A 15,198-nucleotide genomic window follows, 5' to 3' on the forward strand; every position below is an offset into this window, starting at 1 on the left:
CGCCGGCCCCCCCCCCCCCCGCCTCTCGATCGGCGTCCCCGTCATCGCGCTCGGCGCCTCGGCCCGGACCTACTACCCCGCCGTGGGTCGCCGCCTCGGCACCGATGCCAAGGTCCCCGAGCACGCCGAGGTCGCCAACGCCGTCGGCGCCGTGGTGGGCCGCGTGGCCCTCGCCGTCGAGGGCACGGTGACGAGCCCCGCCCCCGGCGTCTTCATCGCCCACCTTCCCGACGGCCCCCGGCGCTTCGCCGACCAGGGCGAGGCGCTCTCGGCCCTCTCCGACGCCCTGGACGCCGAGGCCACCGCCCGCGCCCAGGCCGCCGGCGCCGCGGAGGTGGAGCTTCACCGGACCTCCGACCGGCGCGAGGCCGAGGTCGAGGGGAGCCCGATGTTCGTCGAGGCCCGCCTCCGCGTCACCGCGCAAGGACGGGCCCGCCTCGCCACTCAGTGAAACCGCCCGCCGGCCTCCAGCGTGGCGAGGAGGGCAGCCATCCGCTTGGCCCGCGTCTCGGGCCGCTTCGCCGTGTGGAGCCGGTAGTAGATCGCATAGAGGTTCTGGCGGTTGAGCCCCTCGAATGTCGCCTTCGCGGCGGGCCGCGTCTCCAGCGCCGCCAGGAAGTCCTCCGGGATCACGAGGCCCGAAGGCCCCGCATAGGCCGCGTCCCATCGCCCGTCCGCCCGGGCGGCCTCGACCTCCCGCAGCCCCGCCTCGGCCATCTCCCCCGTCGCGATCAGCCGCTCCGCGTGGCCCCGGTTCCGCTCCGACCACGCGGACCCCTTGCGGCGCGGCGTCAGCCTCTGCACCCAGGCCTCCGGCCCGGCGCCCTTCTTGACCCCGTCGATCCAGCCCACCCGGATGGCCTCGACCACGCAATCCTCCCAGGTGACGGAGGCCACGCCCGATCCCGCCTTGGCGATCCGCACCAGCAGCTCCCGCGCCGTGCCGTGATGCGCCTCGAGCCAGGCCCGCAAGCCCGCGCGGTCGGCGAAGGCGATGGCATCGTCCATCCGGAAACCCCTTGCGTCCCTCGTCCTCCGCATGACACCTCGGAAGCGAAGGCAGGGCAACCACGAAGGAACGGTCGGGCATGAAGGTGCTGGTGACGGGCGGCGCGGGTTACATCGGGACCCATACGTTGGTGGAGCTTCTGGGCCAGGGGCACGAGGCGCTGGTGGTGGACAGCTTCGCCAACAGCTCATCCAAGGCGCTGGACCGCGTGCGCGAGCTCACCAACGGCCATTTCGAGCTGGCGGAGTGCGACATCCGCGACACCGCCCGCCTGACCGAGGCCGTCGCGCGCTACCGCCCCGATGCCGTGATCCACTTCGCCGGCCTCAAGTCCGTGGGCGAGAGCGCGAAGAACGCCGTGGACTACTACGACGTCAACGTCGCCGGCACCGTCGCGCTCCTGCGCGCCATGGAGGCCTCGGGCTGCGGCCGAATCATCTTCTCCTCCTCCGCCACCGTCTACGGCGAGCCCCGGTATCTCCCCTTCGACGAGGACCATCCCCTCTCGCCCAACAACGTCTACGGCCAGACCAAGGCCACGGCCGAGCGGCTCCTGACCGACTGGGCCTCGCAGGGCGAGGGGCGCACCGCCGTGCTGCTGCGCTACTTCAACCCGGTGGGCGCCCACGCCTCGGGCCGCATGGGCGAGGACCCGAGGGGCGTGCCCGAGAACCTCATGCCCTTCCTCGCCCAGGTCGCCGCCGGCCGTCGCGAGGCGCTCCGCATCTGGGGCGACGACTACCCGACCCCCGATGGCACCGGCATCCGCGACTACATCCACGTGACCGACCTCGCCCGCGCCCATGTCGCCGCCCTGGACAAGGCCGCCACCGCCGCCGGCACGCTGGTCTACAACCTCGGCACCGGCCGGGGCGTGTCGGTCAAGGAGATGCTCGCCGCCTTCGAGCGGGCCGTGGGCCGCAAGCTCCCCGCCGAGGTCCATCCACGCCGCCCCGGCGACATCGCCGAATCGCGCGCGAGCTGCGACAAGGCCAACCGGGAGCTCGGCTGGCGGGCCGAGCTCGGCCTCGACGACATGGTCAGGAGCCTCTGGGCCTGGCAGTCCGCCAATCCCTGGGGCTACGAGGCGCCGCCCCGATAGGGGCCGCCGGCCCCAAGCCGGCCCGCGCCGGGCGCCCTCACTCGGCGGGCTGGGATTTCGCCTGGCGGACGATCGTGCGGGCCTCGGCCCGCGCCATGGCGTTCCGCCGCGCGCCCTTGCGGGCGACGATGCGGGGACCGGTGAAGAAGGGGTTGCGGCGCGGCAGGCGCCAGAAGGGCTTCCGGGCGGTCTGGATGACCAAGACGATGTCCATCCACAGCGTCCGGCGCGCCTGGTAGATCAGGTCGAGCCGCGCCTTGCGGGGCACGCAGCGGCGGCGATAGACGGCCTCGGTCTCCTCCGCCGTCCGGCAGGGGGCGAGGAGCCGCTCCTCGTGCTCGTGGAAGCGCAGCGTCGCGAGGCCGGTGACGCCCGGGCGGCACTGGAGCACGCGGTTGTAGATCTCCGGGTAGGCCTCGACGTAGGAGCGCATCGGCGGGCGCGGGCCCACCAGGCTCATGTGGCCCAGGAGGACGTTGGCGAGCTGCGGCAGCTCGTCCGCGCGGGTGCGCCGCAGGATCCGGTGCAGGGGCGAGATGGCGCGGGCCTTGTCGCCCCCCGTGACGCCGCCCACCGCGTCGGTGCCGACGCGCATGGTGCGGAACTTGACCTGCTTGAACGACCGCGTGGGCGAGCACATCCGCTCGCCCAGATAGAAGATCGGCCGCCCCTCGACGATCAGCAGCACCAGCGTCAGCCCCAGCAGCACCGGCCAGAGCAGGGCCACGAGAAGCAGGGCGATCGTGACGTCGAAGAGCCGCTTGCTGAGTGGCATCGGAGGCAGGGACCCCCTCCGGCTGGACAGCCGTCCCCGGCCCCTGGTCGGCAGGGATCGTGCTGCATCCGGACCCGGGCCCGGAAAGGATGCCGCGGTGGGGTCGAGGTTCGTCATGGCCAATGGTGTAGGGCCTTCACGCGATCGGGATCAAGCCAAGGAAATTCCGTGCCCTCCGCACCGAAGCTCCACTCCGGCGGACCCCCGCCGACGCGCCGCATGGCCGGCGCCTTGTTTGCTGGCCTTTGCGGCCGGATCGTGGCGGCGGGCCTTCCCCGGGGCGTGGCGGCGCGGCCACAGTCCGGCCGGGGCCGGCGCGCCGTCCCTTTCCCGGCCACCGGCCCGCGCCATCGTCCCGGACTCCCGCCTCGCGACCCCTGGCGGAGCGCGCCGGCCCAAGGCAGGATGCCGCCCGAAGGGCGCGTCCGGCGCCGCAACCGAGGGAGGGGACCCGAGTGGCCACCGACTACGATCCCGGCAACGTCTTCGCCCGCATCCTGCGCGGGGAGATCCCGAACAGGACCGTCTTCGAGAACGAGCACGCGCTCGCCTTCCACGACGTCCGCCCGCAGGCGCCCGTCCATGTCCTCGTGATCCCCAAGGGCGCCTACCTGGACCTCTCCGACTTCGCCGCCAACGCCACCGCCGTCGAGCAGGCGGGCTTCCTCGCCGCCGTGGCCGAGGTGAGCCGCATCGCGGGCATCGAGAACGGGTTTCGCGCCATCGCCAACGCCGGGCCGGACAGCCATCAGGAGGTGCCCCACTTCCACGTCCATATTCTCGGCGGCCGCCCGCTCGGCCCCATGCTCACCCGCACGGGGGCCTGACATGACCCGCGCGCTCCTGCTCGCGGTCGCGCTCGTCCCCGCCGGCGCCGCGGCCGACACCCTGACCTTCTTCCGCACGCCCTCCGACAACATCCACTGCATGGGCGTGCAGGGCGCGGACGGCACCTTCGTGGACTGCGAGATCCTCCAGCGGAATGACTCCCGGCCGCTCATGCCACGGCCCGCCGACTGCGACCTCGAATGGGGCGACCGCTTCACGGTCTCCTCCACCGGGCCGGCCGGGCTGGGCTGCCATGGCGACACCGTGCGGGACCCGAACGGCGCCGTGCTGCCCTACGGCCAGGCCGTCCGCTTCGGCCCCATCGCCTGCTCCGTGACCGAGCAGGGCCTCACCTGCCAGAACGCCTCCGGCCATGGCTTCTTCCTCTCCCGCGCGGCGCAGCAGCTCTTCTGAGGGACCGATGCCCACCTACGCCTACCGCATCCTGCCGCCCCGCGCGGACTTCGTGGCCACCATCCAGCCGCAGGAGATGGCCCTCATGGGCCGCCACTTCGAGCACCTCCAGAAGCTCCACGCACAGGGGATCGTCCGCTACGTCGGCCGGGCCGAGAACGGCGACTACGGCTTCTGCGTCTTCGATGCGGCCGACGAGGCCCAGGCCCGCGCCTTGGCCGAGTCCGACCCCTCGGTGGCCGAGGGCCTGATGCGGCTGGAGCTCCACCCCTTCAAGGTGGTCTTCGACGCCCCGGCCCCCTGACGCCCCCGTCCTTCCCCCCGCCGCCGCGCTGGGCTAAGACCCCACCGATCGCCGAACCAGGGAGTCCGCCCATGTCCACCCAGATCATGCTCCGCCGCGTGGACCACCCCGCGCCCGACGGCCTCCCGCCGCCCGAGGTCAAGGTCGTGACCGCCTGGCGGGTGAGCTGCGACGGCGGCGAGGGCGCGCTTGGCCATCCCCGCGTCTGGCTCTCGATCCCGCACGAGGAGGGCTTCGTGGACTGCGGCTACTGCGACGCCCGCTTCGTCCACGAGGACTTCCAGCGCGCGCATCCGGCGACCCCCGGCCTCGCCGACCACGCGCAGCCCGCCGACCTCTCGGGCGAGGTGCGCGGCCCGCAGCCGGGTTGAGGGCAGGGGGCCGGACCGGCCCCTGAAGGATGCGTCAGGCCTGACCGGCCGAGCGGAACTGACCCGAGGACGCCTGCGCCTTCTCCAGCGCTCCCTTCATGTCGGCGGAGCTCAGCGCGATCGTGCTCTTGAGGTCCGACACGCCGCCGCCCGCCGCGGCGACGGCCATCGTCCCCATGTAGGACGGAAGGTCGATCTCGCCCTCCGAGACGATCAGGAAGTCGTATTCCCCGAGCGTGACGTAATAGGCGACCATGCGCCCGCCCGCCCGCTCGATCAGGCCCCGGACCTGCTCGGCGCGGTCCTCCGGCTTCGCCACCATGCCCTTCATGGCGGTCTGCGTGAATCGGCCCTGCGTGATGAAGATCATGTCCCGTCCCTCCCTGGACCGGAGCGCGCGGCCCCTATGGCCCAGGCCGCGTGGCGATCATACCACAGATGCGTGCTTCTCACGACACGGTCCGCCGGGCGCCGATCCCCCGCGTTCCGCTGGAACCGGGGCGCGCCCCGTGGCATGAGGGGGAACGGAACAAACGGGGGACGGCGATGACGTTTGGCAAGGGGTGCCACCTGCACCTGATCGACGGCTCGGCCTTCATCTTCCGGGCCTACCACGCGCTGCCGCCGCTCACGCGCAAGTCCGACGGCCTGCCCGTGGGCGCCGTCGCGGGCTTCTGCAACATGCTGCTCCGCTACGTGGAGAACAACACCGGCCCCGACGCCGCGACCCACGTCGCGGTGATCTTCGACTACTCGTCCAAGTCCTTCCGGAACGAGCTCTACGACCAGTACAAGGCCCACCGCCCCCCGCCGCCCGAGGAGCTGGTCCCCCAGTTCCCGCTGACGCGCGAGGCGACGCGCGCCTTCGGCATCTCCTGCCACGAGATCCAGGGCTTCGAGGCCGACGACATCATCGCGACCCTCACCTGCAAGGCGCGCGAGGCCGGGGGCCGCGTCACGATCGTCTCCTCCGACAAGGACCTGATGCAGCTCGTGGGCGGGGGGTCGAGATGCTCGACCCCATGAAGAACAAGCGCATCGACCGCGAGGGCGTGCTGGAGAAGTTCGGCGTCTACCCCGAGCGGGTGGTGGACGTGCAGGCCCTCATGGGCGACGCGGTGGACAACGTCCCCGGCGCCCCCGGCATCGGCGCCAAGACGGCGGCGCAACTGATCCAGGAATATGGCGACCTCGACACGCTCCTCGCCCGCGCGCCCGAGATCAAGCAGCAGAAGCGCCGCGAGACCCTGATCGAGCACGCCGACCAGATCCGCCTCTCGCGGACCCTCGTCCAGCTCTCCTGCGACATGCCGCTCGACTTCGACCTCGACTCGCTCGAGGCCCGCGACCCGAACCCCGACGAGCTGCTGGGCTTCCTCGCCCGGATGGAGTTCCGCACCCTCTCCAAGAAGCTCGCCCAGCGCCTCGGCCGCGAGGCCCCAATCATCACCGAGGACGCGGGCCAGATGCGGCAGGACCTGCCTCCCGTCGAGGAACAGGCCCTCCCCCCATCGACCGCGCTGGCTACGAGACCGTCCGCACCCGCGACCAGCTCGACGCCTGGATCGCCCGCATCCGCGAGGCCGGGCACGTCGCCGTGGACACCGAGACCACCTCGCTCAACGAGATGGTGGCGGAACTGGCCGGCATCTCCCTCGCCACCGCCCCCAACGTCGCCTGCTACATCCCCGTGGGTCACAAGTCCTCGCCCACCGCCGACCTCTTCGGCGGCGACGCCCTCGCGGCGGACCAGTTGCCCTTGCAGGAGGTGCTGGACGCGCTGAAGCCGGTCCTGGAGGCCGACGACATCCAGAAGATCGGCCAGAACATCAAGTACGACTGGAAGGTCCTCGCCCGCCACGGGATCGAGGTCGCGCCCTTCGACGACACCATGCTGATGAGCTACGCCCTCCACGGGGGCCTGCACAACCACGGCATGGACGAGCTCTCCGAGCGCTACCTCGGCCACGTCCCCATCCCGATCAAGGAGCTGATCGGCACCGGCAAGTCCCAGGTCACTTTCGACCGCGTCCCCATCGAGCGGGCGACCCCCTACGCCGCCGAGGACGCGGACGTGACGCTCCGCCTCTGGCTGACCTTCCGCCCGCGCCTCCATCAGGTGAAGGTCACGACCGTCTACGAGACGCTGGAGCGTCCCATGGTCCCCGTCCTCGCCCACATGGAGATGGCCGGGGTCAAGGTCGACCGCGACACCCTCTCGCGGATGTCCGGCGCCTTCGCGCAGAAGATGGCCGCCCTGGAGGCCGAGGTGCAGGAGATGGCGGGCCGCCCCTTCAACCTCGGCTCTCCCAAGCAACTGGGCGAGCTCCTCTTCGACGAGATGAAGCTCCCCGGCGGGGTCAAGGGCAAGACCGGCGCCTACGGCACCGACGTGAACGTGCTGGAGGACCTCGCCACCGAGCATCCGCTGCCCGGCAAGGTCCTCGACTGGCGGCAGGTGTCGAAGCTGAAAAGCACCTACACCGACGCCCTCCAGAACGCGATCAACGCCGAGACGGGCCGCGTCCACACGTCCTACTCCATCGCCGGGGCGAACACCGGGCGGCTGGCGTCCACCGACCCCAACCTCCAGAACATCCCCGTCCGCACCGAGGAGGGCCGCCGCATCCGCGAGGCCTTCGTCGCCCCGGAGGGCAAGGTCCTCGTCTCGCTCGACTACTCGCAGATCGAGCTGCGCCTCCTCGCCCACATGGCCGACCTGCCGGAGCTGAAGGAGGCCTTCCGCGAGGGTCAGGACATCCACGCCATCACGGCGTCGGAGATGTTCGGCGTCCCCCTCGACCAGATGACCTCGGAGCTGCGCCGCCGCGCCAAGGCGATCAACTTCGGCATCATCTACGGCATCAGCGGCTTCGGCCTCGCCCGCAACCTCCGCATCCCCAAGGACCAGGCGCAGCAGTTCATCGACCGCTACTTCGTCAAGTTCCCGGGCATCAAGGCCTACATGGACAGCGTGATCCAGGGCGCCAAGCAGCGCGGCTACGTCCAGACCCTCTTCGGCCGCAGGATCCACACGCCCGAGATCAACGCCAAGGGCCCCGGCGCCGCCTTTGCCCGCCGCGCCGCGATCAATGCCCCGATCCAGGGCACCGCCGCCGACATCATCCGCCGCGCCATGATCCGCATGGACCCCGCCATCGAGGGGCTGCCCGCGAAGATGCTCCTCCAGGTCCACGACGAGTTGCTGTTCGAGGTGGAGCGTGGCGCCGAGGAGGAGCTGATCGCCCGGGCGCGCAAGGTGATGGTGGCCGCGCCCGATCCGGCGGTGAAGCTGAACGTGCCGTTGGTGGTGGAGGCGGGGTGCGGGCGGACCTGGGCGGAGGCGCACTAGGGACGCCGGACCGAGGACCCGCGAACCCGTGGGTCCCGAACCTGCGAGAGGAGAGACCCTGACATGGCGAGGCTCGTCTTTGGCATGAACCAGTCGCTGGACGGCTACGTCGACCACACGGCGTTCCGGCCCGGGCCCAAGCTCTTCCGGCACTTCATCGGCCAGACCCGCGCACTGGCAGGCAGCCTCTACGGCCGCAGGATGTACGAGATCATGCGCTACTGGGATGACGACCAGCCCGACTGGGACGACGCCGACCGCGAGTTCGCGCAGGCTTGGCGCCGCCAGCCCAAATGGGTCGTATCCCGCACGCTGACCTCCGTCGGCCCCAACGCGCGCCTCGTCGCCGACGACCTCGCGACCGCGGCCCGCCGCCTGAAGGCCGAGTTCGAGGGCGATGTCGACGTGGCGGGCCCGCGCCTCGCGCAGGGCCTGACGGAGCTCGGCCTCATCGACGAGTATCGCATCTACCTGCATCCGGTCGTGCTGGGCTCCGGCACGCCGTTCTTCGCCGGCCCCCGGCCACCGCTGCGCCTCCAGGGCAGCGACCAGATGGACGAGGACGTCATCAGGCTAGCCTACCGCCCGGCTTAGGCCTGGGCCCGGCCCGTCCGGCGACGGCTTCGCAGGGCCGAGCGCCTCCGCTCCATCATGGGATGCCTGTCCGCGCCCACCGCGTGGGCGGCCCCGATTCGCCTCGGATCCAGAATCGTAGGGCGCGCTTCAGCGCACCATGCAACGCCTCAACCCGCCTCCCCGTCCTTTCCCCGCAGGGTGGGGCTCCACCCCACCATCCGACGCCTCCGCCGGCCAGAACGCATCTCACCCACGTAAGGCGGGCTTCAGCCCGCCATCTCCGGCCCGAGACGGTGGTGATTCGTCCAGCCTCGTGTGGCGGGCCGAAGCCCCCCTACGGGCGACGCAACACCCCGGGCTGAGATATTTCCACACCCGACCAGCCTCTTACCCCCAAGGTGTTGCGTTCCCCCGCCCCCCATCGAACGCCCCGTTCACCATTCGTTAACTCCGCTCCCGCACCCTCCTCCCCATCGAGATCAGGAGCGGCACCCCTGCCGCCCGCGCCTCCCGCCCCAGACCACCCGCCAGGGTGCAGGCCGGAGGAGGACGGGGCAGGGGTCCGGGAAGCGCCGCTCCCCCGCGCGAAGGGCCGTTGGACGGCTGGCCCCCCGCGTCGAGGCTCGGGACCACAATCATCCGTCCATGTCCGGGGCACCCCAAGGAGTGAGAGGCTTCACGGACGAGAGCTCTTTGAAAGGTGGGCGCGGGCCCCCCACCTCCTGGGAGGCGCCATGGGCCGCGCCGCAAAGACCCAGCCGCTTGCAGGCCGAAGCCTGCCCCCACCCGTGCCGGCTTGGCCGTCGGACGAGGTGGCCCCCGGGCACGACGGGCGGCGTGGCTTTCCACGCGCCTTCCGTAACGACCCGGGACCCTTTCTCCATGCGAAAAGGGCGCGGACCCTTCGGTCCGCGCCCCCTCAACCATCACGGCAAAGGCCCGTGGCCCAAGCCCGCCGGATCAGTTGACCGCCTTGGCCTCGACGAGGTTGGCATCCTGCGGGGCCGACTTCGCGATCTCGATGCGGCGGGGCTTCAGCGCCTCCGGCACTTCCTTCACGAGGTCGATGTGCAGCATCCCGTCCACATGGGCCGCGCCCGTCACCCGGACGTGGTCGGCGAGGTGGAAGCGGCGCTCGAAGGCGCGGGTCGCGATGCCCCGGTGCAGGAACTTCCGCTCGGTCGCGGTGTCCTCGCCCTTGCGGGCGGTCACGATCAGGGCGTTCTCGCGCACTTCGGCCGAGAGCTCGTCCGAGGAGAAGCCGGCCACGGCGATCGAGATGCGCCAGGAGCCGTCGTCGAGCTTCTCGATGTTGTAAGGCGGGTAGTTGGTGGCGGCCGCGTCCTGGGTCAGGAGACGGTCCATCAGGTCGGCGATCTGGTCGAAGCCGACGGTCGCGCGGTAAAGCGGCGCAAGGTCGAAGGAACGCATGGTCATCCTCATTGAGCGATAACGGTGTGAAGCCATCCCCTTGAGGGGACTGGCCCTTTGTCGTCCCGGGACCCTCGTCGGCGCCCCGGTCACCGTTATCTGGGAAGCGCCGCCGCCGCGTTCAAGTCCCCGTCCACGCGGACGAAGCGCGCCCCCGCGTCGCCCCGCTCTCCGGCGCTCAGCGTCGTGACCTGCGGCGGCAGCCCGCCCGCCTGCGCCTCGAAGGCCGCCCGCAGCTCCGCCAGCGGCTGCGTGAGCGAGGTCCCCAGCGCCACCTGCCGCCCGCCGAGCTGCCCCTTGGCCGAGACCACCGAGACGATGCGCGCGATGCTCCCGTCCATCTGGAAGATCGGCGCGCCCGAGGACCCGTGGTCCACGTCGCAGGTCAGCACGAAGACGCCCCGCTCCTGGCCCAGGACCCCGCAGGCGTCCTGCAGCGCCGGAGCCTCGGCCCGGCCCACGGCGTAGGAGACGACGCTGACCTGCGCCCCGGCCGCCACCTCGGGCGCGGTCTCGAAGGGATGCACCCCCGCCGTCCCGATGGGCTGGTCGAGCTCCACGAGCGCGAGGTCGTTGCGGCTCTCCGCCGCGCCCGCCCCGGGGTCGAAGCGATAGGCGGGGGGCGGCATCGCCCGCCGCGCCATCCGCGTCGCCACCGACCAGCCGTCGCGCAGCCCGGCCCGGAACTCGATCCGGCTCGCCTCGACCGGCGTCGCGGTCGCCCGGTCGTAGAGGCAGTGCGCGGCGGTCAGCACCAGGTCCGGCGCGATCAGCGTCCCCGTGCAGAAGCCCTTGCCGCCGATGTCGAGCCGCCCCACGGCCTCCCACGGCGCCGCCTCCTCGCCGGTCCGGAGGCCGTGCAGCCCCGAATCCTGTGCAAGTGCCGGCAGCGCCCAGCCGAGGGTCACCGCCAGCAGGAGCCCTGCCAGCCGCATGCGATCATTCCCACTGTCCCGCGGAGGTCGTTGCCTCCACCGTCCCTGGGGCGATCCTTACGCAGCGTTGTGGGCCGAAATAGGGCGGTTCCCTCGCGGCTCGATTTTTTCCGCCACTGTGGCCGGCAGGCGACCCCCATATGCCCAATCGAGAAGCTCGACGGTATGGAGAATGGGCACTCCGGTGTTGGCGCCGATCTGCATGAGGCAACCGATGTTGCCCGCGACGATCACGTCGGGCCTCGTCTCCTCCAGCGTCTCCGCCTTGCGTCGCCCCAGCTCCCCCGCGATCTCGGGCTGGAGGATGTTGTAGGTCCCCGCCGAGCCGCAGCAGAGATGGCTGTCGCGCGGCTGCGCCACCGTGAAGCCCGCGCGCTTCAGCAGCGCGATCGGCTCCACCTTCACCCGCTGCCCGTGCTGGAGCGAGCAGGCCGAATGGTAGGCCACCCGCATCCCCCGGTCCGGCAGCTCCGGCAGGTCCAGCCGCGCCAGAACCTCGGTCACGTCGCGCCCGAGCGCGCCCATGGCCTCCGCCGCCTCGGCGTCCGGCGTCCGCGCGAGGAGGTGCCCCCAGTCCTTCACCGTCGTCCCGCAGCCCGAGGCGGTGACGATGATGGCGTCCAAGGGCTCCCGCGCGTGCTCCTCGGCAAAGGCGCGAACGTTGCCCGCCGCCATGGCCCGCGCCTCGTCCTCCTTGCCCATGTGATGCGTGAGCGCTCCGCAGCAGCCCTGGCCGCGCGGGATCACCACCTCCGCACCCATGCGCGTGAGCAGCCGGATCGCCGCCTCGTTGATCCCGGGATTGAGCGCCCGCTGCGCGCATCCCGTGAGCAGCCCGATCCGCATCCGCCGCTCCCCTTGGGCGGGATGCGTCTGCGGGTCCTCCGCCCGGCTCACCGGCGGGATGAGCCTCGGCGCCATCCGCACCATCGCCTGCAGCCGCTTGTCCGGCAGCCATCCCGCGAAGGGACGCCCGACCTTCGCGCCCAGCAGCGCGAGCCGGAACCGTCCCGGATAGGGCAGCACCCAGGCCAGCAGCCGGCGCAGCATCCGATCCGACCAGGGCCGCTTGTAGCGCTCCTCGATATAGGCCCGCGCGTGATCCACGAGATGCCGGTAATGCACCCCCGACGGACAGGTCGTCATGCAGGCGAGGCAGCTCAGGCACCGGTCGATGTGCTTGACCGTCGCCGGATCGGGGTCGCGCCCGGTCTCCAGCATCTCCTTCATCAGGTAGATGCGTCCGCGCGGGGAATCGAGCTCGTCGCCCAGCACCATGTAGGTCGGGCAGGTCGCCGTGCAGAAGCCGCAATGGACGCAGCTCCGCAGGATCGCGTTGGCCTCGGCCGTCGCGGGATCGCGGAGCTGCTCGGGCGTGAAGTTGGTCTGCATCTATCGAATCGCCTGAAGATTGGTCACGCGGCCCGCGCCGCCATGAGGCCGGGGTTGAAGAGCCCGCGTGGATCGAACCGCGCCCGGAGCCGTTGCGACAGCATCGCCACCGCCGGCTCCTCGGGCGGGAAAGTCCCGAACGCGGCCCGCGTCTCCGCCGAGGCCCGCGCCAGCACCGCCCGCGCGCCGAACGGCCCGAGCCGCCCCCGCAGGTCCGCCCCCTCCGGCACGAGCACCCAGGCGCGCCCGCCGCCCCAGTCGAGCCGCTGCGCGCCTCCGGCCAACGCCAGCGCCTCGGCCATCCGCGAGGGCCGCACCGAGAGCCGCCACACGTCCCCGGCCCGCCCGGCGAAGTCCGCCACGTCCCGGATCGCCGCCCAGTCGCCGGGCCCCTCCGAGACCTCCGCCGCGCCCCAGGCGGAGAGCTTCCGCGCCAGCCGCTCCGCCCGCACCGCCACCGCCTGCGCGAAGCCCTCCAGCCGCAGCCGCGTCACCCCCGCCTCCGCGTCATGCGCCGCGCCCGTCACCTCGAAGGGCGAACCCAGCGCCGCCGCCATGCAGGCCACCGCCTTGCCCGGGTCATGTCCCTGGAAGCTCAGCGTCATGGTCGCCTCCGGCGCGGGCAGCACCTTCAGCGCCACCTCGGTGATGACGCCCAGCGTCCCGTGGCTCCCCGCCAGCAGCCGCGCGAGGTCGAGCCCGGTCACGTTCTTCATCACCCGCCCGCCGTTCGACACCGCCATCCCGGTCCCGTCCACGAAGCGCATCCCAAGCAGGAAATCCCGCGCCGCCCCCGACTGCACCCGCCGCGGCCCCGAGGCGTTCGTCGCGATCACCCCGCCCAGCGTGGGCTCCCCGGTCGTCCCGAGCAGCGCCCGCAGGTCCATCGGCTCGAAGGCCAGCCGCTGCCCGGCCTCGCCCAGCACGCGCTCCACCTCGGCCACCGGCGTTCCGGCCCTGGCGACGAGGGTGAGAGCGTCGGGCTCGTAGAGGACGACGCCCGACATCGCGGCGACCGAGAGCGGCTCTCCTTCGCGGACGCCTCCCCGCGTGAAGCCCCCGCCCACGGCCAGCGGCCCGGGCGCGGAGCGGATCATCCCGGACAGCTCCGCTTCGTTGCGCGGCGTCAGCATGGGTCCTTGCCTTTCCCTGCCGTCAAGTATCCCGGGGGGAGTCGCATGGCGACGGGGGGCAGCGCCCCCCTGCAACGCCTGCCCCTCACTCCGCCGCCCTCCGGCTCGCGCTCACATGGAGCGGGAACACCTTCGCCGGGTTCAGCAGCCAGTCCGGGTCGAAGGCGTCCTTCACCCGCATCTGCGCCTCCAGGTCGTCGGCCCGGAACTGCGTCTCCATCAGGTCGCGCTTCTCGACGCCCACCCCGTGCTCTCCGGTCAGGCACCCGCCCATCTCGACGCAGAGCCGCAGGATGTCGGCCCCCAGCGCCTCGGCCTTGTCGATCTCGCCCGCGTTGGCGTCGTAGAGGATCAGCGGATGCATGTTGCCGTCCCCCGCGTGGAACACGTTCGCCACCCGCAGCCCGTAGCTCTCCGCGAGCTCCCCGATCCGCCCCAGCACGGGGGCGAGCTGCGACACCGGGATCGTCCCGTCGAGGCAGATGTAGTCCGCCATCTGCCCCATCGCCCCGAAGGCCGACTTGCGCCCCAGCCAGATCCGCGCCGCCTCCGCGCTGTCCCTGGCCTCCCGGATCTCCAGCGGCTGAAAGGTCCGCGCGATCTCCGTGATGCGCGAAAGCTGGTCCGCGATCTCGGCCTCCGACCCCTCGACCTCGACGATCAGCAGCGCCTCGCAATCCGGGTAGCCGGCCTTGGCGAAGGCCTCGCAGGCCACGATGCAGGGCCGGTCCATGAACTCGACGGCGACGGGCAGCAGCCCCGCCCGGATCACCGCGCTCACGCAGGCCCCCGCCGTCTCATTCGCGTCGAAGGCGATCATCACCGGCCTCGCCCCCTCGGGCCGGGGCAGGATGCGCAGCCACGCCTCGGTCACGACGCCGAGCTGTCCCTCTGACCCGCAGACCACGCCGAGCAGATCAAGTCCCAGGGCCTCCGCCTCGGGCCCGCAGATCTCCACGACGGTCCCGTCCATCAGCACCACGGTCGCGCCCAGGAGGTTGTTGGTCGTGACCCCATACTTCAGGCAATGCGCCCCGCCCGAGTTCATGGCGATGTTCCCGGCAATCGCGCAGGCGAGCTGCGACGACGGGTCGGGCGCGTAGAAGAACCCCTCCGCCTCGACCTCCATCGACACGGAGAGGTTCGTCCGCCCCGTCTGCACCCGGATCACCCGGTCCTCGTAGGAGGTCTCGAGCACCCGCGTCATCCGCGCCACGCCCAGCACCACCGCGTCCGCCGTGGGCAGCGACCCCCCGGCCAGCGAGGTCCCCGCGCCGCGCGGCACCACCGGCACCCGCTCCTCGTGGCAGAGCCTCATCACGGCCGAGACCTCCTCCGTCGAGGTCGGCAGCACCACGCAGAGAGGCGGGCAGCGGTAGGCGGTCAGCGCGTCGCATTCGTAGGCGCGCGTCTCGGCCGGGTCGTCGATGACGTGGCCGGGCGGCAGCATCGCGCGCAGGCGGTCGACGATCGCCCCCTTGCGGGCCAGGATCGCGGGGCTGGGGGCGGGCATATCCATGGGCGACCCTCCTGGAGGCATGAGTGAGGCTTAGGTCCGCGCCCCGGTGCTGGCAAG

Annotated in this window: 13 protein-coding genes and 3 pseudogenes; 8 read left to right on the plus strand and 8 right to left on the minus strand. The window is 71.9% G+C overall.

Annotation, left to right across the window (positions count from 1 at the left end; translation table 11 throughout):
• Positions 1-451, plus strand: a pseudogene (locus RUMESO_RS25595) (hydantoinase/oxoprolinase family protein); the annotation flags it as partial.
• On the opposite strand, the gene RUMESO_RS02345 reads toward RUMESO_RS25595, so the two are convergent.
• Entirely contained in the window at positions 445-1,008 is a 564-nt protein-coding gene (locus RUMESO_RS02345; protein WP_051520937.1) for a YdeI/OmpD-associated family protein, read from the minus strand. The pseudogene RUMESO_RS25595 and the gene RUMESO_RS02345 overlap by 7 nt on opposite strands.
• A gap of 80 nt (positions 1,009-1,088) precedes the next feature.
• Here RUMESO_RS02345 and galE point away from each other — a divergent pair, with 80 nt between their 5' ends.
• Positions 1,089-2,111 (plus strand): UDP-glucose 4-epimerase GalE, encoded by a 1,023-nt coding sequence (galE, locus tag RUMESO_RS02350; RefSeq protein WP_037277817.1) that lies wholly within the window; start codon positions 1,089-1,091, stop codon positions 2,109-2,111.
• A 37-nt stretch (positions 2,112-2,148) separates the two neighbouring features.
• Here galE and RUMESO_RS02355 read toward each other — a convergent pair whose 3' ends face one another.
• The gene (locus tag RUMESO_RS02355; protein ID WP_082483305.1) at positions 2,149-2,886 is read right to left on the minus strand and encodes a sugar transferase; all 738 of its coding nucleotides are present in this window, start codon (positions 2,884-2,886) and stop codon (positions 2,149-2,151) included.
• Positions 2,887-3,341: 455 nt separating this feature from the next.
• Between RUMESO_RS02355 and RUMESO_RS02360 the strand changes: the two genes are divergently transcribed.
• The 4 genes and pseudogenes from RUMESO_RS02360 to RUMESO_RS02375 form a co-directional block, all read left to right on the plus strand.
• A complete protein-coding gene (locus RUMESO_RS02360; RefSeq protein ID WP_037277818.1) occupies positions 3,342-3,713 on the plus strand; it encodes an HIT domain-containing protein in 372 nt (123 codons plus the stop codon).
• 1 nt (position 3,714) lies between these two features.
• Positions 3,715-4,128 (plus strand): DUF6636 domain-containing protein, encoded by a 414-nt coding sequence (locus RUMESO_RS02365; RefSeq protein ID WP_037277819.1) that lies wholly within the window; start codon positions 3,715-3,717, stop codon positions 4,126-4,128.
• Between the two features lie 7 nt (positions 4,129-4,135).
• Positions 4,136-4,432: a YciI family protein gene (locus RUMESO_RS02370; protein WP_037277821.1), complete on the plus strand. Its 297-nt coding sequence runs from the start codon at positions 4,136-4,138 to the stop codon at positions 4,430-4,432.
• An 86-nt stretch (positions 4,433-4,518) separates the two neighbouring features.
• A pseudogene (locus RUMESO_RS02375) lies at positions 4,519-4,722 on the plus strand (zinc-finger domain-containing protein); the annotation flags it as partial.
• A 115-nt stretch (positions 4,723-4,837) separates the two neighbouring features.
• Here the strand turns inward: RUMESO_RS02375 and RUMESO_RS02380 are convergent.
• On the minus strand, positions 4,838-5,173 hold the full coding sequence (locus RUMESO_RS02380; protein WP_051520938.1) for a GYD domain-containing protein: 336 nt from the start codon (positions 5,171-5,173) through the stop codon (positions 4,838-4,840).
• Positions 5,174-5,349: 176 nt separating this feature from the next.
• Here RUMESO_RS02380 and polA point away from each other — a divergent pair.
• Both polA and RUMESO_RS02390 read left to right on the plus strand, forming a co-directional pair.
• Positions 5,350-8,155, plus strand: a pseudogene (gene polA, locus RUMESO_RS02385) (DNA polymerase I).
• A gap of 63 nt (positions 8,156-8,218) precedes the next feature.
• Positions 8,219-8,749, plus strand: coding sequence for a dihydrofolate reductase family protein (locus RUMESO_RS02390; RefSeq protein ID WP_037277822.1), 531 nt, complete (start codon positions 8,219-8,221; stop codon positions 8,747-8,749).
• Between the two features lie 942 nt (positions 8,750-9,691).
• Here the strand turns inward: RUMESO_RS02390 and RUMESO_RS02395 are convergent.
• From RUMESO_RS02395 to RUMESO_RS02415, 5 genes are all read right to left on the minus strand, one after another.
• Complete coding sequence (locus RUMESO_RS02395) at positions 9,692-10,162, minus strand: Hsp20 family protein (RefSeq protein ID WP_037277824.1); 471 nt, start codon at positions 10,160-10,162, stop codon at positions 9,692-9,694.
• 95 nt (positions 10,163-10,257) lie between these two features.
• The gene (locus RUMESO_RS02400; RefSeq protein WP_051520939.1) at positions 10,258-11,097 is read right to left on the minus strand and encodes a trypsin-like serine peptidase; all 840 of its coding nucleotides are present in this window, start codon (positions 11,095-11,097) and stop codon (positions 10,258-10,260) included.
• Positions 11,098-11,154: 57 nt separating this feature from the next.
• Positions 11,155-12,489 carry a glycolate oxidase subunit GlcF gene (gene glcF / locus RUMESO_RS02405; protein ID WP_037277825.1) on the minus strand — a complete coding sequence of 445 codons (1,335 nt, stop codon included), beginning with the start codon at positions 12,487-12,489 and terminating at the stop codon, positions 11,155-11,157.
• 23 nt (positions 12,490-12,512) lie between these two features.
• Positions 12,513-13,619 (minus strand): FAD-binding protein, encoded by a 1,107-nt coding sequence (locus tag RUMESO_RS02410; protein WP_037277923.1) that lies wholly within the window; start codon positions 13,617-13,619, stop codon positions 12,513-12,515.
• A gap of 88 nt (positions 13,620-13,707) precedes the next feature.
• On the minus strand, positions 13,708-15,141 hold the full coding sequence (locus RUMESO_RS02415; RefSeq protein WP_037277827.1) for an FAD-linked oxidase C-terminal domain-containing protein: 1,434 nt from the start codon (positions 15,139-15,141) through the stop codon (positions 13,708-13,710).
• Positions 15,142-15,198 lie beyond the last annotated feature (57 nt).

The organism is Rubellimicrobium mesophilum DSM 19309, from assembly GCF_000600335.2.
GTDB classification, from domain to species: domain Bacteria; phylum Pseudomonadota; class Alphaproteobacteria; order Rhodobacterales; family Rhodobacteraceae; genus Rubellimicrobium; species Rubellimicrobium mesophilum.